Genomic DNA, 13566 nt, shown 5'->3' on the forward strand with positions numbered 1-13566 from the left:
GCCCTGCGCCGCCGGATCCGGTACGCCGTCAGAGAGGGACACCCATGTCCGCGCTCGTCGTCTTCGACTGTTTCGACACCCTGGTCACGTCCCGGCCGCTGCCGGGCCCGGAACGGTTCACCGCCGTCCTCGCCGACGCGCTCGAGCTGGACACCGGGTCCGCCGGCGCCGTCGTGCACACCGTGTACGGCACCCTGTACGAGGCCATGACGGACCCGGGCGCCTCGCAGCCCGCGACCCTCGACCTGATGGAGGGCGCGCTGCGCGCCCAGGGCGTCGTACGGGAGCGGGCCGCGGTGGAGGGGGCCCTGTGGCGAGCGCTGGGCTGCGCCGACCCCGACGCGTACGTCCTGTGCGCGCCGGTCGCGCAGGCCGCGCGCCGGGCGCACGGGGCGGGCCACACGCTCCGGCTCCTGTCCAACTGCTACCTGCCCGGCAGCCTGATGTGGGACCTGCTGCGCCGGGCCGGGGCGCCCGACGTCTTCGACCGGGGACTGTTCACCGCCGACGGCGGCCCGAAGAAGCCCGACGCCCGCGCGTTCCAGCGGATCGGCGAGGGCGACTTCGAGCGCCGGGTGATGGTGGGCGACTCGGCCGAACTCGACCTCGTACCCGCCGCGGCCCTCGGCTGGGACACCGTCCGCGTGACGCCCGGCGCTCCCGTGCCGGAGGCGTTCTTCACCCTGCTCGGTCTGTGACGACGGGCCGGGCAGGGCCCCTGCCGGACCGGTGACGACCGGCGGAGCCGCATCCGCGCGATCTCGCGTTCCGCACAAAGAAACACCCGCTGAACCACGGCGTCCGCGCTGCCTAGAGTCGGTCCGTCACGGCGAGCCGGGCACGCGGACCACCGGGCCGGCCGGTCCGTGACGGGCGAAGGGAGAACCATGGGCACGGCTGCCGAGAACACGGCAGGACACCCCGACGACGACGGCGTGCCGCCGCACCGGGCTCTGCTGGACGCCGGCTGGAGCACGGCGTGGACGCCGCCCCGGCTCCGCGAGGGAGCCACCGGCACCGAACGCATCAAGGACCTCGCCGCGGGCGGATACGCCGCGCTGCCGATCCCCGAGGACCTCGGCGGCGCCGGCGCGAACCTGGCCGGGACGGCCGCGGCGCAGCGCGCGCTCGGCAGGCTCGACCCCTCCGCCGCGGTCGCCCTGAACATGCACGCCTTCACGGTCGGCCTGATGGTCGACTACTTCGGACGGCACCGCGACACCACGTGGATGCTGCTGGAGGGCATCGCGCGCTCCGGCGCCCTGGTGGCGTCCGCGTTCGCCGAGCCCGGCGGCAGCCCCAACTTCATGACCAGCCGCTCCGAGGCCGTCCCGACCGGGAAGGGCTACCGCGTCAGCGGCGTCAAGTACCCCTGTTCGCTGGCCACCACGGCCACCCTGGTCTGCCTGACGGCCCGCGTCACCGGCACCGACGAGACCATCCTCGCCCTGATCCCGAGCAGTTCGCCCGGACTGGACGCCGAGGGGGAGTGGCCCTCGCTCGGCATGCGGGAGTCCGACACCGCCCGGCTGGTCCTGCGGGACGTCGAGGTCGACGACCGGCTCGTCTTCCACCGCGGCCCCGCCGACGTCATCGACGAGAACGTCACCTCCGGCATGGCCTGGTTCTCGGTGCTGCTGACCGCCACCTACCACGGTGTCCTCAGCGGCCTGCTGGACACGGCGTACCACGGTGTGAACGTCTCGCGGCGTTTCGGCCCGCGCACCGCCCTGCTCGGCCGCGCCACCCGCGAACTGCTGACCCTCGGCAGCGCCTGCCGCCAGCTCGCCGCGGACATCGACGGCGGCACCCTGGACGGAGCGGCGGCCATGGCCGCCGCGGTGGGCCTGCGCGCCACCCTCAGCGACACCCGCGACCGGGTGGTGTCCCTCCTCACCCCGGTCCTCGGCAGCCGCCTCTACGGGCGCGGACAGCAGGCGGCCGGGTTCGCGCTCGACTCGCTCGCCGCCCACCACCACCCGCCGTCCCTCCTGGTCTGCGACGAGGTCGTCGGCAGCTTCGGAACGGGGCGTGAGATCACCTTCGACCCGGCCGACTGACGCCCCGCCCCTGCCGCCGGGCGCCACGGAAACCCTCCCCGGGCACCACACAAGGAGACACACCACCATGCCGCATGTCGAGGTCAACCTGCCGATCAAGGCCCCGGCGGCCGAGGCCTGGACGGCCGTCACCCGCCTCGAGGACTACGCCGCCTACATGGAGAACGTCGAGTCGGTCACCGTGATCGGCGAGACCGACACCGGGGCCCGTACCAGTGAGTGGTCCGTCCTGCTCAAGGGTTCGGTCCTGGAGTGGATCGAGGCCGACACGCTCGACCACGAGGCGAGGGTCATGTCCTTCGACCAGGTCTCCGGGGACCTCGACGTCTTCAACGGGTACTGGCGCGTCGAGGACACCGGCGACGGCACCTCGGTCGTCACCTTCGTCGTCGACTTCGAGATAGGCATCCCGCTCCTCGCCGACATGCTCAACCCGGTCGCCACCAAGGCACTGCGGGAGAACGCCGAGCACATGCTGCACGCCATCGAGCGGCGGATCACGGCGGTCTCGTGACCGTGCCCGCGAGGATCCTGGTCACCGGTGCCACGGGGGCCGTCGGCAGCGCCGTCATGCGCGCGCTGCGGGCGGCCGGCCGCACACCGCACGGTGTCAGCCGCCGCGGCGGCGAGGGGGAGCACCACTCCGCCTGGCACATCGGCACGGAGGAACCGCCGCGGGAGCTGCGCGGCCCCTGGGACGCCGTCGTCCACTGCGCCGCCGACACCCGCTGGAACCTCCCCGACCAGGACGCCGAGGACGCCAACGTCGTGCCGTTGCGCGCGGTGCTCTCCCTGGCCGGCCCCGAGGCCCACTTCGTCCACCTGTCCTCGTCCTTCGTCACGGGCCTCGAGGGCGACATCACCTCACCCTCGCGCGACGCCTACCGCAACTCCTACGAGTGGTCCAAGGCGCACGCCGAGCGGATCGTCCACGCCGAGCGGGACGGCGCCGACATCGTGCGCTTCCCGATCGTCCTGGGTTCCCGGGCGGACGGCGCGCTCGACCGCTACAGCGGCTTCTTCTGGCTGCCCGCCGCGATGTGCAGCGGCGCCGTGCCGGCGCTCGTCGCCGAGGAGAAGGGCCTGCTGGACATGGTCAGCACCGACGACGTCGCCGAGCACGTGACCCGGCTGCTCGACTCCGGTCCACCGCGGGGGCACCGGCTGTCGGTGCTCGGCCGGGGCGACGGCGCCCAACGGGTCGGCGACGCCTTCGACACCGTCCTCGAGGCCCTGAACGACTGGCGCGCCGAGCACGGCGTGACCCCGCTGGACCGGCTGCCGTACGTGACGCCCCAGCAGTGGAACCGCTTCTACCTGCCGTTCGCCGAGGAGTACCTGGACCGGGCGCAGTTGCTGAAGGTGACCGCGTTCCGCGCCTACCAGGGCTACCTGTCGGTGACCGACCCCTTCGACGTCACCGTCCGGGTCCCGGACACGCGGGACGTGCTGTACCGGTCGATCCGGCGCTGGGCCGACACCCACGAGGCCTCCGCCCGCCGGGTGCCGCGCCCCTGGCGCGCCTGACCGTCCCCGTTCTCCCACCTCCCCCTCATCACCCGAGAAGAGATGGCCATGCTGTCGATCGAACGAGACTCCCGCACCGTCGAGGACCTCCCCTACGAGCTCGTCGAGCGCAAGGGCGTCGGTCACCCCGACACCATGTGCGACGCCATGGCGGAGCGCATGTCCCGCTACTACTCCCAGCACTGCCTGAAGGAGTTCGGCGGCGTCGCCCACCACTGGTTCGACAAGGTCACGCTGTACGGCGGCGGCGCCGACGTCGACTTCGGGCGGGGCGAGATCACCGCCCCGTACCGCGTCAAGGTGTTCGGCAAGGGCGCCTACCGCGTGGGCTCCACCGAGATCCCGGTGCACGACATCATGTTCCGTGCCGCCGCCGACGTCCTCTCCGAGGTCACCACCGGTTTCGATCCCGGGCGCCACCTGGTGGTCGAGCTCGGCATCGTCGACCACCAGGGCTCGGGCCGCGGCGCCTCCCGCTACCAGCCGGCCTCCGCGGCCGACCTGGTGCCGCTGCGGGCCCCCGGTCTCGTCTCCAACGACACCAACCTGCTGCACGGCTACGCGCCGCTGTCGCGCCTGGAGACGGTGGTGCTCGGTCTGGAGAACCTCGTCAACGGCGCCGACTTCAAGAAGCGCCACCCCGACACCGGCTGGGACGTCAAGGTCTTCGGCAGCCGCCGCCACAACACGTTCAGCCTCGTCGTCAACATGCCGTTCCTCGCGGCCGACATCGAGACGATGGACCAGTACTGGGCCCGCAAGTCCGTCGTCCAGCAGGAGCTGGAGGCGTACGTGGCCTCGCTCGGCATCCAGGACGTGCGGATGCTGATGAACGCCACCGACCGCAACGGCCGCCCGTACCTCACCGCGATCGGCTCCGTCGCCGACACCGGCGACGTCGGTGTCGTCGGCCGCGGCAACCGCGTCAACGGCCTCATCACCCCGATGCGCCCGATGAGCATCGAGGCGCCCGCCGGCAAGAACCCGCTCGACCACACCGGCAAGATCTACAACGTGATGGCCATGCGCCTGGCCCGCGAGGTCCACGAGCGGTTCGGCGGCCCCTCCCAGGTGCACATCTTCACCTCCAAGGAAGCCCCGCTGGAGGCCCCGGACGAGGTCGTCGTCACCTCCCCCGACGCGGACGAGACCGCGCTGAAGGAGCTGGTGGAGAAGACGGTCGCGAGCTCCGGCGACCTGACGGCGGAACTGATCGAGACGGGCGTCACCCTGTGGTGACACCCGAAGAGGTACGCGCCCTGTCGGCCGCGGCGCTGGACACCCGGCGCCGCGCCGACAGCGGCCGGCCGCAGGCGCCGGCGCCCGAGGGCGGCAGCCACGTCGCCGTCGTGGTCAAACCCGAGGTCATGGCCGCCCCGCACGCCGCCGGCATGTCGGCGGCGGCGGTGGAGGCACTCGGCCGCCGGGGAGTGTCCGTCCTGCGCTGCGCGGTGGTCCCGGCCGCGGACTTCGCCGCCCGCGGCGGTCTGCTGCTGCACTATCCCCGCCTGCACCGGGTGGCCGTCGACGGCGTCGCCGCGCTGACCTCCGGCGCCCGTCGCGAACTCGACGCCCTGCGGGAGGGAACGGGCGTCCGCGACGTCCTCCCGGCCTACGTGGCGATGGCCCACGGCGGCCTGTCGCCGCGCGCGCTGGAGGACCGCTGCCGACAGGCGGGCATCAGCAAGCTCGGCTCCGGCTCGTACGCCTCCGTCACCGAGGCGGGCGGCCGGCCGACGGTGGTCCTCAACGGTTTCCTGCCGGCCCTGGACCAGGGATACCGCACCCCGGACGCCCTGGTCGGCCTGCTGGAGTGCCACAGCGAGCGGCCCGTGGCGGAGCTGCGCGACGAGGTGCTCGGCGAGCTGCACCCGTTCCACGCCGCACCCGGATCGCTGCGGGGCGCCCTCGGGGCCCTCGCCCGCGAGCACGGCATCGAGCTCTCGGAGGGGCGCAACGCCGTGCACCTGTCCGCGGGACACCTGGAGGGCATGTTCCAGATCTGGCGGTACTTCACCGCCGGGGACGGCGACGGCCTGGCCGGCACCTCCTTCGGCCGCGCCCTGCTCCGGGCGGGCGTGGACCTGGGCGCGGTGGCCGCGCTCGCCACCGACCCGGACGTCACCGACGGCGCCGGGCGGACGCTGTCCCCGCACGGAGCCACCGAGAACCTGGACCGCGACGAGGCCGTCCGCCTCGTCGGACGATGGACCACCACGAAGGAGCTGGCGGGATGAGGGGCCGGACACGAGGACTCGCCGGACGCACCGCGGTGGTGACCGGCGGCGCGCAGGGCATCGGAGCCGCGGTCGTCGAGCGCCTGTGCTCCGAGGGCTGCCGGGTCCTGGTCTACGACAGGAGCGCGGAGCACGGCCGGGCCGCGGTCGGGAAGTGGACGGCCGAGGGGTACGAGGTCCGGCTCGCGGTGGGCGACGTCATGGACACCGCGGCCGTCAAGGCCGCCTTCGCGGACCTCCCGGACGACTGGGACCGGCCGACCCTGCTGGTCAACCTGGCCGCCGGGTTCGTCTTCAAGGGGCTGGAGGCGACCGCCGAGGACTGGCACGCCGCGCTCGACCCGACCATCGTCGGACTCTCGCTCGTCACCCGTGAGTTCGTGGCGGGCCTCCCGGAGCGCGACGCCGACGCGGCCGTCGTCAACATGGCCTCGATCTCGGCGCACATCTCACAGAGCGGCTACCTGACGTACAACACGGGGAAGTCCGCCGTACTGGGCTTCACCCGGTGCACGGCCGAGGAACTGGCCCCGCGCGGCATCCGCGTCAACTCGGTCAGCCCGGGCACCGTCTGGAACGCCAACAACGAGCGCTTCCACCGCGAGGCCCTGGGCCTGGACCGGGCGACGGCCGAGGCGGCGCCCGAACACGGCGGGAAGTTCCTGCTGAAGCGGTTCGCCGATCCCGAGGAGATCGCGGCGCCGATCGCGTTCCTGCTCTCCGGCGAGGCGAGCTTCATCACCGGCACCGACCTGCCCGTCGACGGCGGATACCTGGCGGTGTGAGCCGGTGATCGACCTTCACACGCACCACGAGCGGTGCGGGCACGCCACCGGCTCGCTGCGCGACTACGTCACGGCGGCGCTCGACAGGGGCGTCAAGGTGCTCGGCCTGTCCGACCACACACCCATGTTCGCGGAGGACGCCGACCACGCGCTCCCCCCGGTGGCGATGCCCAAGTCGGAGTTCCCCTCGTACATCGCCGAGGCCCTGGCGCTGAAGGAGGAGTTCGCCCGCGACATCGAGATCCTCGTCTCCACCGAGGCGGACTTCTTCCGGGGCCGGATGGACCCCTACTCCAGGGAGCTGGCCGGATACCCGCTGGACTACGTCATCGGCTCCGTCCACATGTTCGAGGGCCGGGACATCTTCGACACCACCCGCTGGGAGACCGTCGAGGACGGCGAGGACGGACTGGCCGCGGTCAAGGGACGGTACTTCCGTGCGGTGGCGGAGTGCGCGCGCTCGGGGCTCTTCCAGGTGATGGGGCACGTGGACGCCCTCAAGGGCAACCATCCGGAACTGGGGACCGTCCCCGCGCCGGCCGCGGCCGACGAGATGCTCCGGGCGATCCGCGACGCCGGCGCCGTGATGGAGGTCAACACCTCGGGCGGCACCAAGATGCACGGCGGCTGGTACCCGGAGCACGACCTCCTGGAGCGCGCCCACCACTTCGGCGTGCCCCTCACCTTCGCCTCCGACGCGCACGTCCCCGAGCGCGTCTGCGACCAGTACCCGGACGTGGTGCGCGTGCTGCACGACATCGGCTTCCGCACCTGGACGGTGTTCCGCCGGGGCGTGCCCCGCACGCTCCCCCTGGCCTGACGCCGGCCGGCGAAGAAGCCCCGAGGCGCCGCCACGGCCCCTCCCGCCTCGCGTTCACGCAGACCGGAAGGGGCGCGGCGGCGTCCTCTCCGAGGACCTTCGGACGTCCCGGAAGGAACCAGGGAACGCGGTGACCCGCCGTGACGGACATGTGATGGCCGCTGACCCGCGCGAACGATCTCCCAGTCCTTGTCCTCGACGGCATCGCCCGTTACCCGGACGCGCTCCGGCCCCAGCGCCTGGTCATCGCGGGCGGCCCCGGCTCGGGCAAGACGCTCCCGGCGTGTGAACTCGTTCATCGGCTGCTCGCCCGCAGGCACCGCGACGGACCGGTTCCGGTCCCGGTCGACCTGTCGGGGGCGGGACGCCAGCGTGCTGTGCGCCGACCGGTCGGCCGGCCTCGTCCGGGGACGGCCGAGCTCTCCCGGCGCGTCGGAAGCGGACAGGCAACCCTGCCGGACGCCGGGACGTTCCAGAAGACGAGCGTGATCGGGTCCCTCCCCGGCCGGCGCGCCGGAGGGGAACGGCGACACACGACAGTCAAGAACCGAGCGACCCGGAGGAACACCGGACATGCAGGTGAACGTGGAATGGGTTGACGCACACGAGAGGCTGCCCCGACCCGGGGAACCCGTCGCGGCGGCGATGTTCGGCACCTGGCCGCACGACTTCCATGACCGTTCCGTCGCAGGTGAACACTACTGGCTGGTCAGGCCCATGGTTTTCCATGACCTGTACATCCCCATGACCTTCCAGCACCGGTCCGAGGACGACAGCCACCACCACGACTGTTTCGTGGACTCCGACGGCGTCATCCGCTATCCCCCGGGCGGGCCGAGCGAGGACCACGTCACCCACTGGGCGGCGCTGCCGTTCCTGCCGGGGCTGTCGGTGCACGTGGCAGGCGGCCCGGAAGCAGGCGCGGCCCTCCGACGAGCTCGTGAAGCCGCCGGCCGTCGGTAGCCCACCGCACGGCCCCGTCACGTTGTCGGGTGCGTGACTGCCCGACGGTGCGTCGGGGCGGTCGGGCCCCGGGCCCGGGCGGGCCTTCAGGCCGTGGTGGGCGCGCCGGCGGCGCCGGTGATCCGGTCCCGGAAGGCGAAGCGGGGCGAGGCGTCGCTGTCGATCCCCTCGAACCCTGGAGTCCTTCCCGTACGCCAGGGTCCCGACGGCCTGTCCGTCCAGCCACCTTGAGGATCCAGGATTCCTTCGTGAAACCCGATGCCCGGCAAACCGCATCACGAAATCGTTCAGGTCATCCTCTGTTCGCGTCCGGCCGGCTCGGATTGAAAGGAAAGCAATTATTGAGGATTCCTGGCGGTGTGCGAGTCCGAATGTGATTCATCAGTCTCTTCGGGGTGAGTTGCTCCATCTTCGTGAATAACGGGTAATTCCTGGGCGGGGATGGCGGGTCCAGTGTTCCCGGGTCTTCTTGTGTGAACGCGCGTTCCGTGACGGGTGAGGGATATTGCAATGAGTGATCCGAGCATGGGAATGGTGAAGTTGAAGGCCATCCGTATGCCGTACTTCATGAGTGTGAAAAGTGTTGCGGCGCAGGTCAACGCAGCGAAGATGTAGGTGCAGACGAGTGGCGTGCGAGGACTCATGTGTATGCCTTCAGGGTGATGTCTTCGTCGATTTCAGGCTGGGGCGTCAGAGGGTGGCGCAAGGATTGAGTCGCCGGTGGGAGTGTGTGCGCGGGGAGCTTACCTCTGGGTCCGCGTTCAATGCGACGGCGTTGTCGGAGCCGTTTGAGAGCGGTGGCGGTGACGGGTGTGGAGGGTGCGCTTTTCGGTCAATCTTGCTGGCCTGTTCTTTTCGTGTCGGCTGTTTCCATTCACATGAGGCCGGCGCCCCACGCCTCGAACTGCCAAGGCTGCCCGTCGTGAAGTGGCCAGACGTCTGCTCAGACGACGGCCCGCGCTGCCCGCACCGGAAGACCCGCCACCTCGCCGAGTGGGCCAGCCGCCGACCCTTTATCCGGGTCGACGACGAGATCGGCGTCATGAACCACATCCGGGTCGCCGCCCAACGCCTTGGGCCGCCGCCCCTTCATCGCGTCGACCCGGCCGAAGGCCTCATGAATGAACCAGCCACTGCTTCGCCTTTTCCTGCCCGGGCTTCCGGTCCGACGACCGGCCGCCCCTTCACCCGCGCCTCACAGCCGTCTTCGAACAGGCGCTGGGCCACCGCTTCCGAATGGTCACGGGAAAATCCGAGACCAGGGGATGCCGTGCGGCTCGTACGCGACGCACCGTCAGCGGCGCATCGTCCGTTGACCAGGAACTCACGGGGTTCTCGTCCATGGCGTAGCGGACGGCGGGGCCGCCGGAACAGCCGCGGACGATGTGCGGTCGCCGCCGGCGTCTCCTGGCCGGCCGGGGCGACTGGACGGCGGCCCTCGACGCCTGCACCGCCGCCATCGCCGTCCTGCCGTGGCTGGCCTGGGGCGGCCTCGCCTTCGACGACCGGCTGCACGCCCTGAGCGACACCTCCCAGATGGTCTCCGACGCGGCCGCCATCGCCCTGCACGCCGATGCCCCCGAAAGGGCGCTGGAGATCCTCGAACACGGCCGTGGTCAACTGCTCTCCCATGCCCTGGACATGCGCGCCGACCTGGAGGCCGTACGTCGCCAGAACCCCCGGCTGGCGGCTGGGCTGGAGCTGCTCCGCACCGACCAGGACACAGCCCGCAGCGGCGAACCCGAGCTCGTGGGAACGTATCGAAGGCAGCGTCAGCACCACTGGGAGCATCTCGTCCAGCAGGTACGACAACTTCCGGGTCTGGCCGACTTCCTCAAGCCTCTGCCGTACCGCGACCTCCTCTCGGCCGCGCAGGACGGACCAGTCATCGTCCTCAACTCCAACCCCTTCCGCTCGGATGCGCTCGTCCTCCACGACAACGCCCTCACGGTCGTCCCGCTGCCCGGGTTCCGGCACAGCAAGGCAGTGCTCCGTGCTCAGGCCCTGTCACGGCTCGTGCATCCCCTCAAGGGAGGGGACGGAGCGGGCGACGAGCAGAACATCGAGTTGCGCCCGTATCTGACCGACCTGTTGGACTGGCTGTGGACGACGGTCGCGGAGCCCGTGCTGAGGGTCACGCCCGCCGCGCCGCACGCGGACGAGAATGCGCTACCTTCCCGGGTCTGGTGGTGCCCCACCGGCGTGTTCAACCACCTTCCGGTCCATGCGGCCACCCGGATCAAGGACCCGTTCGACCGGAACAGGACGTCGACTTCGCATTCCTGCCCCGTGGCCGGGTCGGTCACGGTGAAGCGGGCGGACAGCGGGGCGGTCTCCAGCGCGTGCACCTTCCAGCCGCGGGCCTCCAGGCCGGCGCGGAGCGTGGCGGCGATGTCGGCCATGGTTGCCGGGTTCTCGGTGGCGACGTCGAGGTCCTGGCTGGGGCGGTTGACGAGGTGGTGCGCCCGCACGGCGTACCCGCCGGTGAGGACCAGGGATACGGGGAGCCGAGGGCGATCACATCCGCCAGGAGCCGCGTGTGCAGCTCCGGCACGTCCGTCACGCGGCAGCTCGGGTGCGGGAGGCGAGCTGAGGGAAGGCGTCTTCCCACACGGTGCGCACGGTGCGACCGACGAGGGTGCGCAAGACCGGCCACAGTTGGAGGAGCAGGTCCCGGTCGAGATAGCGGGGCAGGTCATCACGCAGGCCCTCGTGCAGGACGGTGCGGTACAGCCCCATGCGCTGACGCGGCTTGCCCAGGTCGTACGACGTCATCCCCGACCAAGCCACGTGCAGCGGCAGCTCCACGACCCCCTGGGTCGGACCGCGCAACTCGTCCAGCGACTCCGGCAGACGTCGCCGGAACTTCTCCCGGTACAGCGCGAGGTCCTCGGCGGCCGCGTCCGAGAGGCCGCTCGGTGGGGGTGCGGGGAGCCGGCCGCGGCAGTCCGTTGCGTCCGACGAGGGGACGGTTGCTTGTGACGCCCTTTGGCGCTCTGAGCACCCAGTGACGCGTCAGTTCAAGGGCGCGGCGGCCGGAAGTCCTCGATACCGGTCGAAAGTCCCAGAGAAGTCCCGGAGGCGCCGCCACTTCCTCTCCCGCTTCACCTTTACGCAGGTCAGCAGGGGTGTGGCGACGCTTTTTCCGAAGCCTCTCAGATGTCCCGGAAGATCTCGATCTGCGCCCCGATCGAGTTCAGCCGCTCCGCCAGGTCCTCGTAGCCCCGGTTGATGACGTACACGTTGCGCAGGACCGAGGTGCCCTCCGCCGCCATCATCGCCAGCAGGACGACCACGGCCGGGCGCAGCGCCGGCGGGCACATCATCTCCGCGGCGCGCCAGCGGGTCGGGCCCTCGACCAGGACGCGGTGCGGGTCCAGCAACTGCAGGCGGCCGCCGAGGCGGTTGAGGTCGGTCAGGTAGATGGCGCGGTTGTCGTAGACCCAGTCGTGGATGAGGGTCTTGCCCTGGGCCGTCGCCGCGATCGCCGCGAAGAACGGGACGTTGTCGATGTTCAGGCCGGGGAACGGCATCGGGTGGATCTTGTCGATCGGCGCCTCCAGCTTGGAGGGGCGGACGGTGAGGTCCACCAGGCGCGTGCGGCCGTTGTCGGCGAAGTACTCGGGGGAGCGGTCGTGGTCGAGGCCCATCTCCTCCAGGACCGCCAGCTCGATCTCCAGGAACTCGATGGGGACCCGGCGGACCGTCAGCTCCGACTCCGTCACCACGGCCGCGGCCACCAGGCTCATCGCCTCGACCGGGTCCTCGGAGGGGGAGTAGTCGACGTCGGCGTCGATGGTGGGCACGCCGTGCACGGTGAGCGTGGTGGTGCCGATGCCGTCGACCTTGACGCCGAGGGCCTCCAGGAAGAAGCACAGGTCCTGGACCATGTAGTTGGAGGAGGCGTTGCGGATGACGGTGGTGCCGTCGTGGCGCGCGGCGGCCAGCAGCGCGTTCTCGGTGACGGTGTCCCCGCGCTCGGTCAGCACGATCGGGCGGTCGGGGGCGACGGAACGGTCGACCACCGCGTGGTACTGGCCCTCGGTCGCGGCGATGTCCAGGCCGAACCGGCGCAGCGCGATCATGTGCGGCTCGATGGTGCGCGTGCCGAGGTCGCAGCCGCCGGCGTACGGCAGCATGAAGCGGTCCATGCGGTGCAGCAGCGGGCCGAGGAACATGATGATGGAGCGGGTGCGGCGGGCGGCGTCCGCGTCGATGGCCGCCAGGTCCAGCTCGGCCGGCGGCACGATCTCCAGGTCGACGCCGTCGTTGATCCAGCGGGTGCGCACGCCGACGGAGTTCAGCACCTCCAGGAGGCGGTAGACCTCCTCGATGCGGGCGACGCGGCGCAGCACGGTGCGCCCCTTGTTGAGCAGCGAGGCGCACAGCAGTGCCACGCACGCGTTCTTGCTCGTCTTCACGTCGATGGCGCCGGAGAGCCGGCGGCCGCCCACCACGCGCAGGTGCATCGGGCCGGCGTAGCCCAGCGAGACGATCTCGCTGTCCAGGGCCTCGCCGATCCGGGCGATCATCTCAAGGCTGATGTTCTGGTTGCCGCGCTCGATCCGATTGACGGCGCTCTGGCTGGTGTTGAGCGCCTCGGCGAGCTGAGCCTGTGTCCACCCGCGGTGCTGACGGGCGTCACGGATGAGCTTGCCGATGCGTACGAGGTAGTCGTCTGACATGAGGATGAGGTTATCTCAGATATGAGATGGCACATCCTGGGGGGTCCATTCGGGTGACGCGACGTCAGCGTTCCCTGGTGCTACGGGCCTGACGGGTCCGGCGCCATCCGAAAGGTCCCGGCAGATCCATCGATGTCGTACGGCGCCCCGTGCTGCTGCGGGTGTACCGGGGGCCGTTCTTGCCGCCGGTGGTGATGGACCACGACCGCTTGTTGATGTTCAGCCGCACCCCCGGGAGGATCCGGAAGCTCTTGCGGAACGTGAGCGGCATGCCTGTACCCCTTTTCTTTTCGTCCGGAACCGACTTCGTCCCCCTCGGTTACCCCGGACGGGCGTGGTGATGGCATGCGGGGGCCGCCTCGCGGCGGGCGGGGCGCCTCGCGCCGGGTCCGGGCATGACCATTCCGCCCTGGTGTACTAGAGTTATCTCGACATCGAGATATCTGCCGAGGCGCACCGCAGCCGCCACCCTGGTAAGGGATGCCTAAC

Annotated in this window: 13 protein-coding genes and 1 pseudogene; 9 read left to right on the forward strand and 5 right to left on the reverse strand. The window is 71.0% G+C overall.

Annotated features, from left to right (window positions below; genetic code table 11):
* Positions 1–44 precede the first annotated feature (44 nt).
* From ACZ8ZB_RS26700 to ACZ8ZB_RS26740, 9 genes are all read left to right on the forward strand, one after another.
* On the forward strand, positions 45–698 hold the full coding sequence (locus ACZ8ZB_RS26700; protein WP_470740166.1) for an HAD family hydrolase: 654 nt from the start codon (positions 45–47) through the stop codon (positions 696–698).
* Between the two features lie 189 nt (positions 699–887).
* Complete coding sequence (locus ACZ8ZB_RS26705; RefSeq protein WP_470740167.1) at positions 888–2060, forward strand: acyl-CoA dehydrogenase family protein; 1173 nt, start codon at positions 888–890, stop codon at positions 2058–2060.
* 67 nt (positions 2061–2127) lie between these two features.
* Positions 2128–2574 carry a type II toxin-antitoxin system RatA family toxin gene (locus ACZ8ZB_RS26710; RefSeq protein ID WP_390816150.1) on the forward strand — a complete coding sequence of 149 codons (447 nt, stop codon included), beginning with the start codon at positions 2128–2130 and terminating at the stop codon, positions 2572–2574.
* Positions 2571–3587 carry an NAD-dependent epimerase/dehydratase family protein gene (locus ACZ8ZB_RS26715; protein ID WP_470740168.1) on the forward strand — a complete coding sequence of 339 codons (1017 nt, stop codon included), beginning with the start codon at positions 2571–2573 and terminating at the stop codon, positions 3585–3587. The genes ACZ8ZB_RS26710 and ACZ8ZB_RS26715 overlap by 4 nt, the downstream gene beginning before the upstream one ends.
* A gap of 48 nt (positions 3588–3635) precedes the next feature.
* On the forward strand, positions 3636–4826 hold the full coding sequence (locus ACZ8ZB_RS26720; protein ID WP_470740169.1) for a methionine adenosyltransferase: 1191 nt from the start codon (positions 3636–3638) through the stop codon (positions 4824–4826).
* Positions 4823–5824, forward strand: coding sequence for a hypothetical protein (locus tag ACZ8ZB_RS26725; protein ID WP_470740170.1), 1002 nt, complete (start codon positions 4823–4825; stop codon positions 5822–5824). Before ACZ8ZB_RS26720 ends, ACZ8ZB_RS26725 begins: the two co-directional genes overlap by 4 nt.
* Positions 5821–6609, forward strand: coding sequence for an SDR family NAD(P)-dependent oxidoreductase (locus ACZ8ZB_RS26730; RefSeq protein WP_470740171.1), 789 nt, complete (start codon positions 5821–5823; stop codon positions 6607–6609). Before ACZ8ZB_RS26725 ends, ACZ8ZB_RS26730 begins: the two co-directional genes overlap by 4 nt.
* A 4-nt stretch (positions 6610–6613) precedes the next feature.
* Entirely contained in the window at positions 6614–7429 is an 816-nt protein-coding gene (locus ACZ8ZB_RS26735; RefSeq protein ID WP_470740172.1) for a histidinol-phosphatase, read from the forward strand.
* Between the two features lie 573 nt (positions 7430–8002).
* Complete coding sequence (locus tag ACZ8ZB_RS26740; protein WP_470740173.1) at positions 8003–8392, forward strand: AQJ64_40280 family protein; 390 nt, start codon at positions 8003–8005, stop codon at positions 8390–8392.
* A gap of 1089 nt (positions 8393–9481) precedes the next feature.
* Here ACZ8ZB_RS26740 and ACZ8ZB_RS26745 read toward each other — a convergent pair.
* The 5 genes and pseudogenes from ACZ8ZB_RS26745 to ACZ8ZB_RS26765 form a co-directional block, all read right to left on the reverse strand.
* Positions 9482–10327 (reverse strand): hypothetical protein, encoded by an 846-nt coding sequence (locus ACZ8ZB_RS26745; RefSeq protein ID WP_470740174.1) that lies wholly within the window; start codon positions 10325–10327, stop codon positions 9482–9484.
* Positions 10328–10653: 326 nt separating this feature from the next.
* Positions 10654–10955, reverse strand: a pseudogene (locus ACZ8ZB_RS26750) (nucleotidyl transferase AbiEii/AbiGii toxin family protein); the annotation flags it as partial.
* Positions 10952–11272, reverse strand: coding sequence for a hypothetical protein (locus tag ACZ8ZB_RS26755; RefSeq protein WP_470741586.1), 321 nt, complete (start codon positions 11270–11272; stop codon positions 10952–10954). The gene ACZ8ZB_RS26755 and the pseudogene ACZ8ZB_RS26750, both read right to left, overlap by 4 nt.
* Before the next feature lie 275 nt (positions 11273–11547).
* Positions 11548–13077 carry a UDP-N-acetylglucosamine 1-carboxyvinyltransferase gene (locus ACZ8ZB_RS26760; RefSeq protein WP_470740175.1) on the reverse strand — a complete coding sequence of 510 codons (1530 nt, stop codon included), beginning with the start codon at positions 13075–13077 and terminating at the stop codon, positions 11548–11550.
* Positions 13078–13141: 64 nt separating this feature from the next.
* A complete protein-coding gene (locus ACZ8ZB_RS26765) occupies positions 13142–13348 on the reverse strand; it encodes a DUF4236 domain-containing protein (protein WP_470740176.1) in 207 nt (68 codons plus the stop codon).
* Between the last annotated feature and the right edge of the window lie 218 nt (positions 13349–13566).

Source organism: Streptomyces sp. 12E, assembly GCF_055633275.1.

Bases quoted from the DNA above. Each gene is read 5' to 3' on its own strand.
- ACZ8ZB_RS26700 (WP_470740166.1), top strand. From the start codon at position 45: ATGTCCGCGCTCGTCGTCTTCGACTGTTTCGACACCCTGGTCACGTCC.
- ACZ8ZB_RS26705 (WP_470740167.1), top strand. From the start codon at position 888: ATGGGCACGGCTGCCGAGAACACGGCAGGACACCCCGACGACGACGGC.
- ACZ8ZB_RS26710 (WP_390816150.1), top strand. From the start codon at position 2,128: ATGCCGCATGTCGAGGTCAACCTGCCGATCAAGGCCCCGGCGGCCGAG.
- ACZ8ZB_RS26720 (WP_470740169.1), top strand. From the start codon at position 3,636: ATGCTGTCGATCGAACGAGACTCCCGCACCGTCGAGGACCTCCCCTAC.
- ACZ8ZB_RS26730 (WP_470740171.1), top strand. From the start codon at position 5,821: ATGAGGGGCCGGACACGAGGACTCGCCGGACGCACCGCGGTGGTGACC.
- ACZ8ZB_RS26740 (WP_470740173.1), top strand. From the start codon at position 8,003: ATGCAGGTGAACGTGGAATGGGTTGACGCACACGAGAGGCTGCCCCGA.
- ACZ8ZB_RS26760 (WP_470740175.1), bottom strand. From the start codon at position 13,077: ATGTCAGACGACTACCTCGTACGCATCGGCAAGCTCATCCGTGACGCC.
- ACZ8ZB_RS26765 (WP_470740176.1), bottom strand. From the start codon at position 13,348: ATGCCGCTCACGTTCCGCAAGAGCTTCCGGATCCTCCCGGGGGTGCGG.